Genomic DNA, 17469 nt, shown 5'->3' on the forward strand with positions numbered 1-17469 from the left:
CTAAGGAGCGGCATAACCCTGCACTATGAAGTAAAAGCATTGAATGCTTTGTAATTTAACCCTAAAAGAGGTTGAATGTTTAAAATCTGAATTCAAAACCAGCTGTAATGAATCTTGGAAGTCCTACTCGGATACCTTGAGGCCTTCTGTTCGCAATGTAACGCTCATCAGTAAGGTTCTTTACAGTCAAGTTGAAATTGGTGTTCCACTTGGCCACGGTATAATTTACAACTGCATCCACGGTAAAATAGCTTGGAAGCTGACCAGTTCGACCATCTGCTGATGCGGCGATGCTGTTTTCAATATCCGTGAATTGCTGACCTACATAGTTTCCTACCAATCTTGCTCCCCATCCGGATTCTGTTTCCAATGTTAAAGCAGAGTTGATAAACCACTCAGGGGCGTATGGCGTTCTATTTCCAGAAATATTCACTTCATTTACGAACCTGTCTTCAGAGAAAGTTGCTTTCACATACGTAGCATTAATATCATACACCAGCTTAGTCCTGCTCAATCCCAACGCTTGGCTGATATCCATCACAATAGCTGTTTCCAGACCTGAATGACGGGTAGCACCTCCATTGACTACTCCAAAACCTACTCCACCGGAAGATTCAGACACTGGGATGATCTGGTTGGAGAAATCCATGTGGAATGCTGTCATCTCCATAAAGATCCAGTTTACCAAATCGGTTCTGAAACCCAGCTCATAATTCCAGCTGTGTTCAGCGTCTAATTCGTAAACATCTGCCAAGTTGGAGATGGCATCCTTTATTCTTGGCGGCGCAAACCCCTTATGCACCCCACCAAACATGTTTATCTTTTGGGTAGGTCTGTAATTGAACCCCATGCCTGGGATAACTTCTACTACCTGGTTGCCGGCTACTAGGGAAGTATCCCTGATTCCCACACCCGGGAAGCTTCTTCTGTTGATGTCCCTTACGTAATCAAAGCTTTCCATTCTAACCCCTCCACTGAAGCTAAACTTGTCGTTAAGATGGATTTTGTTTTGGGCGTAAGCACTGATTGCATGACCGGTTCTGATTTCATCTTCTACCAAGTCACCACTTCTCACCCCAGCCTGCGTGCCATTGACTCTTTGCTCAAATGCTCTTTCATAAAGGAACCTGGTACCGACGATCAACTCATTCTTCTTGGCAAAAAGGTTGTGATCCACTTCCAATCTAGGCTCAACTCCAGCCACTTCAAACTGCCTATTTCTGTTCCCAGTAGAGTTTCTCATATAAAGCGCACCACCCACTACATCGGTATCCCCCCAAACAGTGCCTGTCCAATTGGATGGAGGCGTATAACCCTCTCCCCCACCTACAGCGAAGTCTTGTCTATTCCAGTTTCTTGTGGTAGTATAACCGTAGGCGATGGTTCTCAACCTTACTTTATCTGAAATCTTGTATTTATGGCTAAAGCTTAAAGAATATCGGCGAACATCAAGCTGGTCATCAGGGGCAATTCTTACATAATCCTGCCCACCAGCGTCAAACATGGTCTGGGTAAGACCCACATATGTCGAATTGGAAACCTCATTATACACCCCCAGCTTTACCCCTAGGGTTGACCTTTCATTGAGGTCAAAAAGAAACTTGGTATTAAAATCCGTGATATCGAATTGCGTTGGGCCAACATTATCAGCTCTTTTCTTCAAGAGATTAACCTGCACGCCAGTATTCCCAAAAGTATTTCCATAGCTCAACATGCCCGTGAACAATCCTCCTTGGCCACCTTGGATTTTTACTGCACCTTCCTGCTCTTGCGGAGGAGTAGCCGTGATATAATTTACAACCCCACCGATGGTCTGAGGACCGTAAAGAATCTGTCCAGAACCTTTCAAGATTTCTACACCGCTCATACGGTCAATTGCAGGCGTATAATATAATTCAGGCTCTCCATAAGGGGAAAGCGCGACAGGAATACCGTCTTCCATCACTAAAACCGAGCGGCTTCTATCCGGGTCTAAACCACGAATACCGATATTGGCTCTCATTCCTATTCCCTCTTCGTCTACCACGTGTACACCCGGCGACCTTCTCAAGGCTTCATTGCCACTGATAGGGCTCAAGGCTTTCAATTCTCTATTATCTATAAATGTAACCGCTCCAGGCACCTTGCTGAACATCCTGTCTTTTTCCGAAATAATAGTAATTTCGGGCATGTCAACCCCAATTTCTGCAAAAATCAAATCCAATTGCTTAATTACCCCGTTCTTAACCTCCACATCACGAGTAATGGCTTTGAATCCCATAGCTGAAACTTTAACGGTATAAACCCCATCTTCAAGGTCAAATATTTCAAAAGAGCCATCAAGATTAGTCAGGGTACCTTTCACCGTTCCCAGCACTTGGATATTAGCATAGGGAATAGGTTCTCCTTCCTGCGACTTCACTTTTCCTGTAAGGGCCAATTCTTTATCTTCATTTGAATCTTTGGCAAAAGATTGTTGGGCCGTTCCTAATAGAGAAATCAAAGCTACCAAACAAATTCCGAGTAATTTTGGAATGCGATTCATATATCGGTCAATCCTTATTTAGATTTAATTTTAATAACGATGCAAATGTATTTCCTATTTAAACTTAATCCAAATAAGGGTTGTGAATTCTTAATAGATTTTCTTTATTAAACCTTGCAATCAATACAAGGAGATAAAAATGGAATTATTTATGGAACAATTATTGTTATCTTTGGCGCAACCCTAGTCAGGAAAATTCCTTTTTACTTAGGGTATATCACCAAAAACATTGTAATTTGCAGGATGCAAGCCGATTTGTCGCCGTCCCGATAAAAGCGGGAAGGAGGAAAGTCCGGGCAACATAGAGCGCCATACTTCCTAACGGGAAGGGTCTTGATCCGTAAGGATCGGGATACAGAAAGTGCCACAGAAAACAGACCGCCCGGGTCCCGATTCTATCGGAAACCGGGTAAGGGTGAAAAGGCGGGGTAAGAGCCCACCGCTCCGGCAGTGATGCAGGAGGCATGGAAAACCTTATGGGTTGAAAGATCAAATAGGCTCCGGTCCAAGGGCTGCTCGTCCAATCCCGACTTGTCGGGAAACCGGAGTGGGTAGATCGATAGATCTTGCCAGTGATGGCAAGGCTAGATAAATGACAAATGGCCTTTGCTTTTGGGCAAAGGTTACAGAACCCGGCTTATAGGCTTGCATTTTTTCTTTTATTATTAATAACACATACACATTATGCCTAAAATTTTGATCGTTGATGACGAGCGCGTCATCAGGGCTACACTGAAGGAAATCCTAGAGTATGAGAAGTATGACATCTCTGAGGCTGCAGATGGAGAAGAAGGCCTAAAAAGAATCCAAAACGAAGAATTCGACCTAGTACTTTGCGATATCAAGATGCCTAAAATGGATGGGCTGGAGGTTTTGGAGAAAGCCTCAAAGATGGAGCGTCAGCCCCAGTTCATCATGATTTCAGCGCATGGCTCGATTGAGTCAGCAGTGGAAGCCACCAAAATGGGGGCATTTGATTTTATCCCAAAGCCGCCGGATTTGAACAGGCTACTCCTTACTGTTAGGAATGCCCTTGAGAAAAAGAACTTGGTGACCGAAACCAAGGTGCTCAAGAAAAAGCTTTCCAAGAAACTTGATATGGTGGGTGCCTCTACGGCTATTCAGACCGTGAAGGACACTATAGAAAAAGTAGCCCCTACCGAGGCCAGGGTACTGATCACTGGACCAAACGGTACGGGTAAGGAGTTGGTAGCCCATTGGCTTCACCAAAAGAGCAATCGCTCAGCCGCCCCATTCATTGCTGTCAACTGCGCCGCCATTCCGGCAGAGTTGATTGAAAGTGAGCTTTTCGGCCATGAAAAAGGAGCCTTTACTTCTGCCAACAAGCAGCGTCAGGGTAAATTTGAGCAAGCGACAGGCGGCACCTTGTTTTTGGATGAAATAGGGGACATGAGCCTTTCGGCCCAGGCAAAAGTACTTAGAGCTCTACAAGAGCATAAAATCACCCGAGTAGGTGGGGACAAAGATATCAAAGTAGACGTGCGTGTTTTAGCGGCTACTAATAAGGATTTGAAGAAAGAGATCGAAGAAGGAAACTTCAGAGAGGATCTTTACCACAGATTGAGTGTGATCCTTATCCAAGTGCCTGCATTGAAAGATAGAAAAGAAGACATTCCGCTGTTGGTAGACAAGTTTTTGGGCGACATTGCCCAGGAGTATGGCACTGCCAAAAAAGTGGCGGATCCAGCTGCTATATCCAAGCTTCAGGAATTCCCCTGGACGGGAAATATAAGGGAGCTTCGCAATGTGGTGGAAAGGCTAGTAATCCTGGGAGGCCAGACCATTTCGGAAGAAGACATAAAAAAATATGCTGACTATTAAGTCAGCATATTTTTTTTATCCTTTTACTTCTTCGGCAATCTCAGCCTTAGCGTAAGCCGGACAAGGTTTGCTAGAGGCACATGCACCTAGGCCCAAAAAGCCAAGCGCCAAAATAACAGCTAATAATCTTTTCATATCTTAAATATTTTTTCAGAAACCCAAATATGTTTATTTCTCAAGGGAATACAAAATTAAATTGAAAACTTTTCATTCCCTGAACAGTTAACGACGGGATAATCTAATCAAATACCCGGCCTACCTTAAATAAGATCAGTTATTTTTTTTAACTGTCTAATCAAACAAAAACCTTAAACAAGATATTTCTAATCCAAGGTTAACCAAAACACGATTAGAACTATGCTGAGTATATTCAAAAAGAAATCCAAAATCGAAGTATTACGCCAAAAGCATAAAAGCCTGTTAGAGGAAGCTTTTAAGCTCTCGAAAATTGACCGTCAAAAGAGTGATGAAAAATATGCAGAAGCCGACGCAGTGGCTTCTGAACTGGAGTCTATGAAAGGGAAAACCAATTAATCTATTTTAGTTCTTGCCTTAGGGTCAAATTCCAGCTTGATCAATATTGGAAAATGATCGGATCCAAACTTCGCCAACTTGGAAAGGCTAATAAGTAAGAAATCTTTGGTATAAAAGAAATGATCCAATGGGTAGCGGAAGAATGGCACAAACACATTGTAGGTGTTAAAAAAGCCTCTTCCCTCCCTAGGATCCCAAAGCCCTGACCTTTTTTGAAACAATTCTGAAGTAGCCGACCAAGCTACATCATTTAGATCTCCGGCCAAAATAGCTGGCTCATCTTCATTTTTAATCCTTTTCCCCACTATCAGTAATTCTGTATCCCTTTCGTAAGTTGAACTACCAGGTTTGGGTGGCTCAGGGTGAAGCCCGTGGAAGTTAATAATTTTGCCTGATCTCAACTCCACTTTGGTATGAATTGAAGGGATGGTGTTATCCACCAAAAAATTCACCTTGGTATCGATGAGCTTGAGTTTTGAATAAAGCGTCATCCCATAGGTATTGTCCTGCGGATATTTAATGCTATATCTAAAATCTCTATCTAGCTCTTGAAGCTCACGCAGCCATTTATCGTCCACCTCATTTAGCAAAACCAAGTCTGGATCATTCTTCCTGATGATTTCCTTTAACTCCCCATATTGATCATTATCCATTTTAACATTCGCCAGTAGAACACTAAAGGAGTTATCAGGAATAGGAAGATTGGCCTTTGGTGATCGGATAGGGTAAAATGGCGTATACCTAATCATTTTTATAGATTGATAACTGATCACGCCTATCGACAAAGGAATCAAAGTGTAAAGAAGCAAAGGACTATCTATACAAAAGATAAGCGTAAGGATAATGGAAAGAAAAGCAATTACCGTCACCTGGGCCCTGGGAAAATCAAAGATCCTAATCCACCACTTATATGAAGGGATCATGGGCAGTGCGGTAGCTATTACTGAAAGGAAAACTAAAAATATTATAAAGTATGGCATCAAATGGGGTTTTTAACTGATCAAAATCACCAGTTATATTTATAAATATAAAATAATCCGTAGAAATAACTAATCAAGATAGAAAAGGGTTTGCTCCTTTCTACTTTGATTTGTCAAACCTCTCCTCCAATGGAACATATTCAACGGTCATCTTGATTGGAAAATGGTCCGAACCAATGTGGGGCAACCGCTCAAAATTGACCAAATTAAAATGTTTGGAATAGAAGAAATGATCAAGAGGGTACCTAAAAAGAGGGACAAAGGTATTGTAAGTACTAAAAAGCCCCCTACCCTCTCTGGGGTCAAGCATATAGGTCCTTTTCTGAAACAGCTCGGATGTTCTGGACCAGGCTACATCATTTAAATCCCCGGCAATTACCGTTGGACTTTCATCTTGTATAACCCGATCAGAAATTATCAAAATCTCAGTATCACGCTCGTATGTTGGTGTACCTGGCTTTGGAGGCTCTGGATGAAGGCAGTGAAGATTAACCAAAACTCCAGAGGGAAGTTTTACCTTAGTGAAAATAGAGGGAATGCTATCCTTGACCAAAAAATTCAACTCCGTATCCTCAAGCCCCAACCGGGAATAAAGGATCATCCCGTAAGTATTGTCCAAAGGATGCTTGATATGATGAGGATAATCTTGATCAAGACCTTCGACAGCATCAGCCCAAGCCTGATCTGGCTCTGTAAGCAAAATAATGTCGGGATCTCGTTCTCTCGCCAAATTTAGGAAATCCGCATACCTGTCATTCGTCAACCGAACATTATACATCAGGATACTGAAGGTATTTTCCTCCACCGGCTCGAAAGCCCCTGGTGCCTGAACGGGGTAAATTGGCGTATATTTAATCATCAATCTGCCCTGATAGGCTATGGCTGCCAGCAGGAACACGGAAATCCCAAGGAATTTAACCATGTCGTGCCGGAAATAAACGAAAGTTAAAGCTTGAGCCAAAATAGCAATAACTGCAATTTGGGCTCGCGGATAATCGAATATTCTAATCCACCAATGGGTGGTTTGGATCAAGGGTAATGCCGTGGTGATTACCGCAACAAAAATCAGAATATAGGTAACTATTCTCATTCAGGTAGTAATTTTAAATAGCTAGGATAAAAACAATGCCATTTCGTAAGCAATTGGCTAATTTTATTTCTATATTTTGAATAACTTTTAACTAAAAATAAACTACCCTATGAAATCAAGAAGAAAATTTTTAAACCGGCTGATTTTGGCACTCCCCCTAAGCTATTTACCTTTTGTAGGAACTGCTCAACTCAAGGCTAAATCTCGAATGATCCATCAGGTGTTCTTTTGGTTAAATGATGATACCAGCTTCGAGGAATTTAAAGCGGCCACAAAAAAGTTGGGGTCTATTGGCAGCGTTAAGGAGTTTAAAATGGGAACCCCTGCCCCGACTGAAGCAAGAGATGTGGTGGACAGCAGTTACGATTTGGCTTTGAATATGGTTTTCGACTCCCTTGAGGATCAAAACGCCTATCAAGTGGACCCTATTCACCTGAAGTTTATCGAACAGCATGCCGACAAATGGAAGGAAGTTAAAGTTTATGACTTTGTACTGGAATAGTTAAACCACCAGTAGGTTGCAGCCTCTGACATCCGAATTATCAAACCTGCCTAAAATCTCCAACCTGCCCTCTTCATCATAACGGCCCATATCCTGGGTTTCTATGAATGCGCAGCTGTGGAAATTGGCCAAATCTATCACATTTATCCCACCTTGCCTTTTCCTTGCAGGTGAAAAGGGGTCATTTACATCCCTTAGCAGGATCTTCATGGTATGGGGAAGGCTGTATCTTCCTCCTCCCCTGGAATAAGCCTGGGACATGAGTTCGGTCATGCCATACTCGGAGTGGATTTGGTTAACCTTGAAAAAACCTGTTAGAATTTCATGAACTTCTTCCCTAATCATTTCTTTTCTTCTACCTTTCATCCCACCGGTCTCCATCACTATGAGGTTATCCATCGGTTCAAAATGCCCCATCTGCTCGGCAAAGTCCAGCAAGGCAAATGTCACTCCCAGTAAAAGCACTTTCTTGGGGCTAGCCGCGAGCTCGTTCAGCTTTGCCAATAGTTCTTCTTGGTTGTAAAGATAAAATCCGGAATGGGGGGACCCAGACTGTTTGATAAAATCATCCGCCATAGTCACCAGGGAGCTGCCTGGTCTTTCCAGATAAGCTGGCAAAAGCGCAAGCACATGATAATCGGTTAAAGGCCCATATTCCGATTCGAAAATCCTTCGGGCATTCTCTAGGTAAAACATCTGGGACCATATAAAATGCCGGCTGGTAATATTGCCCGTAGTCCCACTGCTGGAGTAAAAATCTGTGAAATCCTCTTGGGGACCCGTGACTACTTTGTGGGACTTAAAAAAGGAAATAGGAAGAAATGGAATTGCATCTAGGCTATTGACCTTTCCGACTTTTACTTTTCGGTATTTGAGATAGCTATTATAAATGGGGTTGTGTAATGCCTGAAACTTAAACAATGCAAGAGCTACTTTTTCAAAATTAACTTCATTGACTTGATCTAAATCGGCTGAAAAACTTTTGAAATAATTCATCGTTCTATATTTGTGAATGGCATTTTTTTACCAACTTTATAAAAACCAATATTATCCGTAAATTTAGGCTTACAAGATGAAGGTGAAAAACTATCTAGGCATATTATTTTTAGCCACGGCTGCGATAGGCTGTGTGTCTCCTCCGGAAAATTTCCCCTCCGCCCCTGAGATATCCTTCAGCAGAGTGGAGTTTGTCCCTATACAAGGAGCGCCTGACTCACTCATTGTCAGCGTGGATTTCAAGGATGCAGAAGGTGACTTGGGTTTGGGACCAAGGGATTTCAACCCGCCTTTTCAGCCCTTTGACTACGTATTAACCGAAACCGGGTCCCGCATCTCTTACTCCAACAGGCCACCCGACGCACCCAGTTACAACCCAAGAGACTGGAGAATTTTGGACCCTATGTTGGATAATGTCACAGTTCGGGATACGCTTTGGATAAAACCCAATCCAGATCACAACAACATTTTCGTGCGCTTTTTCATTAAACGAGGAGGGGATTACCAAGAGTTCGTCTGGGAAGGGCCTCCCTATTACACCACATTCAATGGGCGATTCCCCCGTATCTTAACCGACGATAGGGAAAGGGCAATAGAAGGCAACATTTCTTACGGGATGTTATCCTCAGGTTGGCAGGCGATCTTTAGGAATGACACCATCAGATTGGATGTACAGATCCAAGACCGTCAGTTAAATCGAAGCAATACGGTATCAACTCCGGATTTTACGCTTAATCAAGTGACGAGGAGATAGAAAGAAAAAAAGAAATATTGAAATATGGATATATTGAAATATTAAAATAGAAAAAGGCCTCCGGAGAATGATCTTCGGAGGCCTTTTATATTTGCTTAATTTCTACTTATAATTCAGGGAAGGTATTTGGATCTACTTCATGCATCATTTCATAAACTTTCTCAACTACATCATCCACGCTTGGCTTGGAGAAATAATCTCCATCAGATGAATAAGCAGGTCGGTGTGCTTTTGCGGCAATAGTTGCCGGCTCAGAATCCAAATGATAATAAGCACCCTGCTCCTCGATCACCTGCTGCATCATGTATGCAGAAGCACCTCCTGGTACATCTTCGTCGGCAAAGATCACCCTGTTGGTTTTCTTGATTGAGTCTGCAATGACATGGTGCGTATCAAATGGCAATAATGTCTGCACATCGATCACTTCCACGGAAATTCCCATCTCATCCAACATCAAGGCCGCATCCATTATGATTCGGCACATAGAACCGTAAGTTACGATGGTAAGATCGGAGCCTTCACGCAAAATTTCAGGCTTACCCAAAGGAACCGTAAACTCACCAATATTGGCAGGCATTTTTTCTTTCAACCTGTAACCGTTCAGGCACTCGATCACCAAAGCTGGCTCATCGGCTTTCACCAAAGTGTTATACATACCGGCCGCTTGGGTCATATCCCTAGGCACACACACCAACATTCCTCTCAAGCTATGCAAGATCATGCCGATAGGTGAACCTGAATGCCATACGCCTTCCAATCTATGTCCTCTGGTTCTAACGATTATTGGCGCTTTTTGACCGCCTTTGGTTCTGTATTGCAAGCATGCCACATCATCCGATAAGATTTGTATAGCATATAAAAGATAATCCAAATATTGAATCTCAGCAATTGGCCTCAACCCTCTCATGGAAGCACCAATGCCCTGCCCGATAATTGTACATTCACGTATACCGGTATCAGTAACCCTGAGTTCTCCGTATTTATCCTGAAGGCCGGCAAAAGCCTGGTTCACATCTCCTATCTTCCCCACATCTTCGCCAAAAGCAAAAACCCTTGGGTCATTGCTCAATAGGTGGTCAAAGCAGGCTTGTAGAACCTCCCGTCCATCTACCAATTGGGCATCATCGCCGTATTGAGCAGGAACTTCATCAATATTACCTACACGAAAATCTGACTGGCTATATAAGTGGCTGTTATACCTGTCCTCGTTCAGTTTCTTTTGCTGCTCATACCACAGCTTCAAATTCTGCTTTACATCCGCCCCATCAAATCTCATCAATAGCAAGGCTTTTCTTACCGCACTAATAACATCCTTTCGTATTGGGTTCATGGTTTTGGCCAATTCATCAGCCAATACTACCAGCTTTTCTTTCTGTCTGCTATTAGGAGCGGCCTGCTCTATTAAAGAAACAGCATCCTGTAATTCAGATTTAATCTCGCCTGCAAATGCTTTCCAAGCAGCCTCTCTTTGCGCTTTGGCAAATGCTTTTGCTTCGGCATCTATTTCAGCTAGCTCCTCTTCAGTAGCCATGCCCTGTTCAATTATATATTCTTGGAACTGGCGCACACAGTCGTAATCAGCTTCCCACTCTAGCCTCTCCTTGGACTTGTATCGCTCATGGGAACCAGAAGTAGAGTGACCTTGGGGCTGAGTGAGTTCAATCACATGCACCAGCACCGGCACATGTTCTTCGCGTGCGATTCTGGCGGCATTTTGATATGTACTCATCAAGGCCTCATAATCCCAACCTTTCACCACAAGGATTTCATATCCTTTTTGATCATCAGTCCTTTGAAAACCTTTCAGGACCTCTGAAATACTTCCTTTGGTGGTATGGTACTCTTTGGGCACTGAAATACCATATTCATCATCCCAAACCGAAACCACCATAGGGACTTGAAGTACACCACCAGCATTGATGGTTTCATAGAACATCCCTTCTGATGTAGAAGCATTCCCTATAGTACCCCAAGCGACCTCATTTCCTTCAATACTGAAGTTTGAAAGCTCCTTTAAAAGGTTGTTGTTTTGACGATAAAGCTTGGATGCATAAGCAAGACCTAAAAGTTTTGGCATCTGGGAAGCGGTGGGAGAAATATCAGAAGCTGAATTCTTCATCTCCGTCAAGTTTTTCCACTCTCCGTTTTGCTCCAAAGCCCGGGTACCGAAGTGGCCATTCATCAATCGGCCGCCTGAGGCAGGCTCAGCATCTACATCCGCGTGAGCATACAGCTGGGCAAAATATTCCTGAATGGTAAGCTCGCCAATGGCAAACATAAAAGTCTGGTCACGGTAATAGCCGGCACGGAAATCCCCGTTTTTGAAATACTTGGCCATCGCGATCTGGGCCAGTTCTTTACCGTCTCCAAAAATCCCGAATTTGGCTTTCCCCATAAAAACCTCTTTTCGGCCCATAAGGGATGCTTGGCGGCTTTGCTGGGCAAGCCTATAATCATTAAGAATTTCGTCTTTCGACAAGCTTAATGACTTATTTTTTTTATTCACAGCAACTTCTTCCATAAAATTATTCTTTAAAGCTATTTTGGGTTTGGCAGGCATTCTCTGCAAGTATTTCAAAAATACAATAAAATGTCAGTCCTGCAAAAAAAACTGACAACTAATTAAAAGCGATATCCAATATTTATTCTGACGAAATAGTAAAAAGACGCCCAAATCATAAATAAAATTCTGATTAAATCAAAAAAACCATTCAAACCCCCTAAACTCTCCTTAACCACTGATTAGATGCTTTTCTTATCAAATGCTAGTAAAAAAAGGTCAGAAGAATCGATTTTAAAAACCCCATAAACAGAACTTCCTGAGGTTTTGAAATTTTAAACATAACAATGTTTCAATTTAACTATATTTAAATAATAACATCAAAATATATGATAGGGTTTTGTTTTTCTTAAGGCTTAGGATGCTATATTTGCGCTCAAATCACAACCCAAATACTAGAATATCATGATAATAGGTGTTCCAAAGGAAATCAAAAACAACGAGAACCGCGTGGCTTTAAACCCGGCGGGAGCTAAAGAACTCGTTAAAAGAGGTCACACTGTGTATGTTCAGCATACTGCCGGAGAAGGCAGCGGATTTACCGATGCTATGTATGAAGAAGCAGGCGCTACTATCCTTCCTACCATTGAGGGTACTTATGCAGCTGCGGAAATGATCATCAAAGTTAAGGAGCCTATTGAACCTGAATATAAACTTATCAAAGAAGATCAATTGATCTTTACTTACTTCCATTTTGCTTCTCACGAGCCGCTTACAAAGGCAATGGTGGACAGTAAGGCTGTTTGCTTGGCTTACGAAACTGTTGAAAAAACGGATAGAAGTCTTCCTTTGCTAGTACCTATGTCGGAAGTAGCCGGCAGAATGGCCGTTCAAAAAGGCGCAAACTACTTGGAAAAACCTCTTGGTGGCAAAGGCATCCTATTGGGTGGCGTACCGGGCACATTGCCTGCTAAAGTCATCATCCTTGGTGGTGGTGTAGTAGGAACCCAAGCTGCATGGATGGCTGCCGGATTAGGAGCTGACGTGACTATCATGGATGTATCCCTTCCAAGAATGAGATACCTATCCGACGTGATGCCTAAAAATGTTAAGACTATGATGTCTAACGAATTCAACATCCGTAAAATGATCAAGGAAGCTGATCTTATCGTAGGGGCTGTTTTGATCCCTGGCGCCAAGGCTCCTCACTTGATCACTAGAGATATGCTGAAAGAGATGCAGCCAGGTACCGTATTGGTAGATGTGGCTGTAGACCAAGGAGGCTGTATCGAAACCTGTAAGCCAACTACTCACCAGGATCCAACTTATGTAATTGACGACGTCGTTCATTACTGTGTAGCTAACATGCCAGGTGCTGTACCTTACACTTCCACAATTGCATTGACTAATGCGACTCTACCTTATGCCATCCAATTGGCGGACAAGGGATGGAAGAAAGCAGCTTTGGAAAATCCTGAACTTGTTCCAGGTCTGAATGTAATCAAAGGTGACATTGTGTATAAAGCAGTTGCCGATGCATTTGACATGCCATATGTTCCAGTAGACAAATATCTTGAAGAAGAGTTAGTTAACTCATAAAAACTCAAAGCCCGGAAATTTCCGGGCTTTTTTTTTGCCAAATAATTAACCATTCCTCCCCTAGTTCCAACCCTTTCCACAAAACATCCCTTCGCGAATTACATAAAACACAAAAACAAGTTGGTATTTTTGAAACTCAGACAAAAAGTTGTCGATATTTTTATTTTGTATAATAAAAAACATCCTTTACCTTTGAAACATGTTATTATTCGCAGCACTATATTTTAGCTTCTTTTACTTTTACTTTCGCCCCCAAGGTCGAATCGGAGCTGCGTATTGTCTAGTGGAAAAATAAACTTCAAGATATTTACAAACCTAAAGCCCGGTTCGCAAGATCCGGGCTTTTTCTATTTTAAACCTATTGCAAAATGAAAAATCACTTACAGTCATCCGAATGGGGTTTGAACCTCAGCAACCAATTGATCATCGCAGGTCCCTGCAGCGCGGAAAGTGCAGAGCAGATTGAAAAAGTCTGCCTGGCCATGAAGGAGGAAAATGTATTGCCCTCCCTGTTCAGAGCTGGCATCTGGAAACCCCGCACCAGGCCGGGAAGCTTCGAAGGCATCGGCGAAGAAGGACTCAAGTGGATGGAGATCGTTCGCCACCACCTCAATATCCCCATCACTACTGAGGTAGGCAATGCCGCCCACGTGGAAATGGCCCTCAAGCACAAGGTTGATGTGCTCTGGATCGGCGCCAGGACCACTGTCAACCCGTTTGCGGTACAGGAAATTTCAGAAGCCTTGAGAGGCACGGATATCCCTGTGATGGTCAAAAACCCCATGAACCCTGACCTTCAGCTTTGGATCGGCGCTTTGGAAAGACTTCATGCCGTTGGCATTGATAAACTGGCCGCCATCCACCGGGGCTTCAGTGATGCGTACGACAAAAGATTCCGGAACAAGCCAAACTGGTCAATGCCCATCCACCTGAAAAGAGAATGGAAAGGCATGCAGGTCATCAACGACCCAAGCCATATTGTTGGTAAAAGGGACGGCATCCTGGAAACCTCCCAGCGAGCACTCAACTTCGGCCTCGACGGACTGATGATAGAAACCCACCACGACCCGGACAAGGCATGGTCGGATGCCCAACAGCAGGTTACCCCGGCCCAGCTAAAGCAGATCCTGCAGCAATTGGATTTCAAGACCCCATTGGAGGAAGTGCAGCCAAGTGAAAAACTTCATGATCTGCGGGCGGCAGTGGACCATCTCGATGATCAGCTGCTGGACATTCTTGCGGAGAGATTTGCCGTCATTGAGCAAATTGGCGCCCATAAAAGAGAAAACCACCTCAGCGTTTTCCAATCAGAGAGATGGAAGCAGGTGATGGAATCCAGAACACAAAAGGGCATTTCAAAAAACCTTGGGGAAAAATTCATGAAGGAGCTTCTTTTCACCATCCATGAAGAATCCGTTAAAAGACAGGAGAAGCAGTTGAGAGAGCCAGTGAAAATCGTAAAATAAGCAGTAATTTATTTGTAATTTGGACCTCAACATAATTTAAGGAAATTTGGAATCAATCATTTTCTCAGAAAAAATAGCTGAAAGGCTCACTGGCTTTTTAAGCAAGCAATCCTATTCAAAGTTGGGCATCATTACTGACAGCAACAGCTTTAATTACTGCTACCCTATGGTTGCCGACAAGCTTCCGGACCACCTGACTTTCACCTTTCAGGCAGGTGAGGCTCACAAGAACCTAGAAACCTGCACTAAAATCTGGACCTGGATGACGGAGAATGATTTTGATAGGAAATCCCTCATTATAAATCTGGGTGGAGGTGTCACAGGGGACATGGGAGGTTTTTGCGCCAGCACGTTCAAAAGAGGCATGCGTTTCATCAACATCCCCACCACCCTTTTGTCACAAGTGGACGCCAGTGTGGGAGGGAAACTGGGGATTGATTTTATGGGTTTCAAAAACCACCTGGGTGTATTTGCAGAGCCTCTTGCAGTAGTGATTTCTGAAGAGTTTCTCCAGACTCTTCCGCTTCGCGAGCTCAGGAGCGGATATGCCGAGGTGCTCAAGCATGGCCTTATCAAAAGCGAGAATTATTTTCATTGTCTCAAAACTGACAACTGGAAGGTACAGCCATGGAAGGACATCATAGAAAAATCAGTTTCCATCAAAAAAGAGGTGGTTGAAAAAGACCCCAAGGAAGAGGGTTTGCGGAAGATTCTGAATTTCGGGCATACCATTGGACATGCAGTGGAATCCCATTATCTGGACACTCCCGAACACCTGCTCCATGGGGAAGCCATTGCCATAGGAATGGTGGCCGAAGCCTATCTTTCCCATCTTAAATTGAGGTTGCCAAAAAATGACCTTGACACTGTATGCGACAAAATAATCGCTGTCTTCGGCAAGGTTTCCATAAACCCGGAAGCTTTCCAAAGCATTTCTGATTTGTGTTTGCAGGACAAGAAAAACGAGGGCAAAACCATCAACTGCTCCCTTTTGAGAAGAATCGGCGAGTGTGAGTACAATATTCCCATCACCAGAGAAGAGATTATTTCGGCCTTGGCCTTTTACAATGAATTGAAGCATGAACCAGCTTAGACTTCCACAACAAAGTAATATTCCATCCACAACAATCCCCCTGCCTTCCAGCAAAAGCGAAAGCAACCGGGTACTGATCATTGACGCACTCACTTCAGGTGAAAACCGGATTGAAAACTTGGCAGAGGCCCGGGACACGCAGACGATGATCCGACTGCTCAAAAAAGATCCACCAATTTATGATGTGCTTGACGCCGGCACCACGATGAGGTTTTTGACAGCCTATGCTGCGATTACCAACAAACAAAAAGTAATGACGGGAACCCCGAGGATGTGCGAACGCCCGATCGGGATTTTGGTTGAAGCCCTACAGCAGCTGGGGGCAGAGATCCATTATTTGGGAGTTGAAGGCTATCCTCCGCTTGCAGTCAACGGGTTTTCAGAGCAGAAAACGGATTTGATCACCATCAGGGGTGATGTCAGCAGCCAATATATATCCGCCATCCTGATGATTGCCCCGCTCCTCCCTCAAGGCTTGAAGCTGGAACTGACCGGAAAAGTCGGATCCCGCACATATATTGAGATGACCCTGCAACTGATGAAGCAATTTGGGATCAGCTATACTTGGAACGGCAACTTAATTTCCATTCCCCCCCAACCTTACCGGCCCACAATCTACTCAGTGGAAAGTGACTGGTCAGGTGCAAGCTACTGGTACAGCCTGTTGGCCTGTGCCGAAAGTGGTGAGCTCTTCCTAAATGGACTTAAAGAGGAAAGTTTGCAGGGAGATTCCAAAATAGTGGATATCATGGCCCATCTCGGCGTAGCAAGTGAATTCCAGAAAGATGGAATTAAATTGACTAAAATCCCGGTAAAGGGAATGCAGGAGTTCGATTTCACCCATTGCCCTGACCTGGCACAAACGGTGGCTGTCACCTGCGCAATCATTGGACAAAAAATGGAGTTTAGCGGACTGGAAAGCCTCCGGATTAAGGAAACCGACCGTATTGCCGCACTTCAGGCTGAACTGGCCAAGTTCAACGCCCACCTGTTGGAAGGCGGGGACGGCAGGTTTACTTTGATTCCATCAGTAAATATCCCGGATGAAGTGACGATTTCAACTTATGATGATCACCGCATGGCAATGGCCTATATGCCTCTTATGACAAAAACCAATGTGATCATCGAAGATCCGGAGGTGGTAAACAAAAGTTACCCAAGCTTCTGGAAGCATGTTGAAATGCTGACCTTAATCAAAAATCAATAGCCTTTACCAAAATATGAAAGGCATTTACACAATTGTCCTCCTGGTGCTTTCAAACACCTTTATGACATTTGCCTGGTATGGGCATCTCAAGTTTAAGGACCTCAAGTGGTTTGAGAATTTGGGTCTGATCTCCATTGTGATGATCAGCTGGGGCATTGCGCTCTTTGAATACTTCTTTCAGGTACCGGCCAATCGGATCGGCTTCAGAGAATATGGAGGCCCATTTTCCTTGGTAGAACTGAAGGTTCTGCAGGAGGTAATTACCCTGGTGATTTTCATGGTATTCACCTTTGCGTTTTTTAAAACAGAAACCATTCGGCTCAACCACCTCATTGGTTTTGGCTTTTTGGTCTTAGCGGTTTATTTCATTTTCAAAAAGTAA

The 17469-nt window shown here is 43.5% G+C and carries 14 protein-coding genes and 1 other RNA gene; 10 read left to right on the forward strand and 5 right to left on the reverse strand.

Features of this window, described 5'->3' with window-relative positions; genetic code table 11:
* Window positions 1-79: 79 nt before the first annotated feature.
* Window positions 80-2491: a TonB-dependent receptor gene (locus tag KIH41_RS08580; protein ID WP_246539037.1), complete on the reverse strand. Its 2412-nt coding sequence runs from the start codon at window positions 2489-2491 to the stop codon at window positions 80-82.
* A 275-nt stretch (window positions 2492-2766) separates the two neighbouring features.
* Between KIH41_RS08580 and rnpB the strand changes: the two genes are divergently transcribed.
* The 3 genes from rnpB (at window position 2767) to KIH41_RS08595 (ending at window position 4900) form a co-directional block, all read left to right on the forward strand.
* An RNA gene (gene rnpB / locus KIH41_RS08585) (RNase P RNA component class A) lies at window positions 2767-3180 on the forward strand.
* Window positions 3181-3208: 28 nt separating this feature from the next.
* Window positions 3209-4366, forward strand: coding sequence for a sigma-54-dependent transcriptional regulator (locus tag KIH41_RS08590; protein ID WP_213944932.1), 1158 nt, complete (start codon window positions 3209-3211; stop codon window positions 4364-4366).
* A 357-nt stretch (window positions 4367-4723) separates the two neighbouring features.
* On the forward strand, window positions 4724-4900 hold the full coding sequence (locus KIH41_RS08595; RefSeq protein ID WP_213944931.1) for a Lacal_2735 family protein: 177 nt from the start codon (window positions 4724-4726) through the stop codon (window positions 4898-4900).
* Here the strand turns inward: KIH41_RS08595 and KIH41_RS08600 are convergent.
* Window positions 4897-5880, reverse strand: coding sequence for an endonuclease/exonuclease/phosphatase family protein (locus tag KIH41_RS08600; protein WP_213944930.1), 984 nt, complete (start codon window positions 5878-5880; stop codon window positions 4897-4899). The genes KIH41_RS08595 and KIH41_RS08600 overlap by 4 nt on opposite strands.
* A gap of 100 nt (window positions 5881-5980) precedes the next feature.
* Window positions 5981-6970 carry an endonuclease/exonuclease/phosphatase family protein gene (locus KIH41_RS08605; RefSeq protein WP_214162155.1) on the reverse strand — a complete coding sequence of 330 codons (990 nt, stop codon included), beginning with the start codon at window positions 6968-6970 and terminating at the stop codon, window positions 5981-5983.
* Window positions 6971-7079: 109 nt separating this feature from the next.
* Here KIH41_RS08605 and KIH41_RS08610 point away from each other — a divergent pair, with 109 nt between their 5' ends.
* On the forward strand, window positions 7080-7472 hold the full coding sequence (locus tag KIH41_RS08610) for a Dabb family protein (RefSeq protein ID WP_213944928.1): 393 nt from the start codon (window positions 7080-7082) through the stop codon (window positions 7470-7472).
* Here KIH41_RS08610 and KIH41_RS08615 read toward each other — a convergent pair whose 3' ends face one another.
* A complete protein-coding gene (locus KIH41_RS08615; protein ID WP_213944927.1) occupies window positions 7473-8468 on the reverse strand; it encodes an acyl-CoA synthetase family protein in 996 nt (331 codons plus the stop codon).
* Between the two features lie 76 nt (window positions 8469-8544).
* Here KIH41_RS08615 and KIH41_RS08620 point away from each other — a divergent pair, with 76 nt between their 5' ends.
* Complete coding sequence (locus KIH41_RS08620; protein ID WP_214162156.1) at window positions 8545-9222, forward strand: hypothetical protein; 678 nt, start codon at window positions 8545-8547, stop codon at window positions 9220-9222.
* A 106-nt stretch (window positions 9223-9328) separates the two neighbouring features.
* Here the strand turns inward: KIH41_RS08620 and KIH41_RS08625 are convergent, their stop codons facing one another.
* A complete protein-coding gene (locus KIH41_RS08625) occupies window positions 9329-11743 on the reverse strand; it encodes an alpha-ketoacid dehydrogenase subunit alpha/beta (RefSeq protein ID WP_214162157.1) in 2415 nt (804 codons plus the stop codon).
* Between the two features lie 444 nt (window positions 11744-12187).
* On the opposite strand from KIH41_RS08625, the gene ald reads away from it, so the two are divergent.
* From ald to KIH41_RS08650, 5 genes are all read left to right on the forward strand, one after another.
* Window positions 12188-13321: an alanine dehydrogenase gene (gene ald / locus KIH41_RS08630; RefSeq protein ID WP_213944924.1), complete on the forward strand. Its 1134-nt coding sequence runs from the start codon at window positions 12188-12190 to the stop codon at window positions 13319-13321.
* Between the two features lie 368 nt (window positions 13322-13689).
* Window positions 13690-14787 carry a chorismate mutase gene (locus tag KIH41_RS08635; RefSeq protein WP_213944923.1) on the forward strand — a complete coding sequence of 366 codons (1098 nt, stop codon included), beginning with the start codon at window positions 13690-13692 and terminating at the stop codon, window positions 14785-14787.
* 46 nt (window positions 14788-14833) lie between these two features.
* Window positions 14834-15880, forward strand: coding sequence for a 3-dehydroquinate synthase (aroB, locus tag KIH41_RS08640; protein WP_214162158.1), 1047 nt, complete (start codon window positions 14834-14836; stop codon window positions 15878-15880).
* A complete protein-coding gene (locus tag KIH41_RS08645) occupies window positions 15867-17087 on the forward strand; it encodes a 3-phosphoshikimate 1-carboxyvinyltransferase (RefSeq protein ID WP_213944921.1) in 1221 nt (406 codons plus the stop codon). Before aroB ends, KIH41_RS08645 begins: the two co-directional genes overlap by 14 nt.
* 13 nt (window positions 17088-17100) lie before the next feature.
* Entirely contained in the window at window positions 17101-17469 is a 369-nt protein-coding gene (locus KIH41_RS08650) for a DMT family protein (protein WP_213944920.1), read from the forward strand.

Origin of the sequence: Litoribacter ruber (assembly GCF_018500185.1) — a bacterium.
GTDB classification, from domain to species: Bacteria; Bacteroidota; Bacteroidia; order Cytophagales; family Cyclobacteriaceae; genus Litoribacter; species Litoribacter ruber.